This is a genomic window from Ameyamaea chiangmaiensis, from assembly GCF_013376175.1.
GTDB lineage: Bacteria > Pseudomonadota > Alphaproteobacteria > Acetobacterales > Acetobacteraceae > Ameyamaea > Ameyamaea chiangmaiensis.
On the sequence record NZ_JABXXR010000274.1, the window covers coordinates 1 to 1901 of the forward strand.

Below are 1901 nucleotides of genomic sequence, written 5' to 3' on the forward strand. Positions count from 1 at the left end.
GGCCCGGGGCCCGGTCGGCGCGTGCATGCCGTGTCTGGTGCGCGCCTGATCGCGGGGGGCGTATTCGTGCTGGCGGTGGCGGGGGGCGCGGTGTTCGCGGGCCTGCCGCATCACGGTGGCGGATGAGTCGCGGTCTCGGCTGGGGGCTGGGTGTGCTCGGTCTGGCGGGGGCGGTCGGCGGCCTTGTGTGGGAGCATGGCCACGCGGCCCGGCACGGCGCGCGCCTCCCACTGTATTTCGAGCATACCGATCACATTTCGATCAACTGCGCGACCTGCCATCACGATTACGTTCAGGCGCGCGTGATGCGCCTGCCCGGGGCGGTGCCGTTCTGTGTGGCCTGTCACAAGGCGCTGCCGGACCAGTCCGTGCATGTGGCGCAGACGTTTCACACCCTGTGCGAGAGCTGCCATCAGCGTGAGCGCGACGCCGGGCATCGCAGCGGGCCGGTTCGCGACTGCGCGTCCTGCCACGTGGCGCACGTGCTGCCGGGCCATGTGGAGGCACGGCCCTTCTGAACGCAGGCCAGGATGCGAGAGGTTCTGTCACGTGGACGCGCGCTCGGGCCCCATCCGGGATAGTGGCGCGCCGTAAGGCATGGTAAGGAGGCCCCTTATGACGATCCGCACCCGCTTCGCCCCGAGCCCGACCGGCCTGCTGCACATCGGCAACGCCCGCGCAGCCCTGTTCAATTACCTCTTTGCCCGCCATGTCGGGGGTCAGTTCCTCCTGCGGATCGAGGACACGGACCGGGAGCGGTCGACCCAGAAGGCGGTCGACGTGCTGTTCGAGGGGCTGCGCTGGATGGGCCTCGACTGGGACGAGGAACCCGTGTTCCAGTCCAGCCGCCAGCCCCGCCACACCGAGGTCGCCCTCCAGCTGTTGGAGCAAGGCGACGCGTATCGCTGCTACTGCACGCCTGAGGAACTCACCGCCATGCGCGAGCAGGCGATGAAGGAGGGGCGCCCCCCGCGTTACAACGGCTACTGGCGCGACCGCGATCCGTCCGAGGCGCCCCCCGGCGCGTCCTACACCGTGCGTATCAAGGCCCCGCGTGAGGGCGAGACGGTGGTGAACGATCTGGTGCAGGGCGAGGTGCGTGTCGCCAACACCGAACTCGACGACATGATCATCCTGCGGGCCGACGGCACGCCCACCTATCAGCACGCGGTCGTGGTCGACGATCATGATATGGCGATCACCCATGTGATCCGCGGCGACGACCATCTGACCAACACCTTCCGCCAGAGCATGATCTATACGGCGATGGGCTGGGAACGACCGAATTTCGCGCATCTGCCGCTGATCCACGGACCCGACGGCGCCAAGCTGTCCAAGCGCCACGGCGCGCAGTCCGTCGTCGAATTCCGCGACATGGGTTATCTGCCCGAGGCGCTTTGCAATTACCTGCTGCGTCTGGGCTGGGGGCATGGCGACGCGGAGATCCTGTCCCGTCCCGAGCAGATCGAACTGTTCGACCTCGACGGTGTCGGCCGCGCGCCGTCGCGCATGGACTACGCCAAGCTGTCGCACATCAACGGCGTCTGGCTGCGGCAGGCCGATGACGACCGCCTGACCGCCGACGTGGTGGAGCGCCTGACGGGCCGGGATGGGCTGGTCGTCGACGACGTGGCGCGGGCGCGAATCCGCACCCTGATGCCCGGGTTGAAGGAGCGTGCACGCACACTGGTCGAACTGGCCGACAGTGCGGCGTTTCTGGCGCGGCCGGTGCCGTTCGCCTTCGATGCCAAGGCCGAAAAGCTGCTGACGCCGGAGGCCCGCACGATGCTGCGCGGCCTGAGCCACGAACTGGCGGCGCTGGGCGACTTCACGCCCGAGGCACTGGACGCGGCCCTGCGCGCGTTCGCCGAGACCAGCGGCCTGAAGCTGGGGCAGGTGGC

General features: G+C 68.9%; 2 protein-coding genes. Both read left to right on the top strand.

Annotated elements, in window-relative coordinates:
• Positions 1–122 precede the first annotated feature (122 nt).
• Complete coding sequence (locus HUK82_RS16285) at positions 123–518, top strand: cytochrome c3 family protein (protein ID WP_176614918.1); 396 nt, start codon at positions 123–125, stop codon at positions 516–518.
• Positions 519–615: 97 nt separating this feature from the next.
• Positions 616–1901, top strand: a 1286-nt coding sequence (gltX, locus tag HUK82_RS16290; protein WP_176614919.1) for a glutamate--tRNA ligase, incomplete at its 3' end; no start/stop codon positions are given.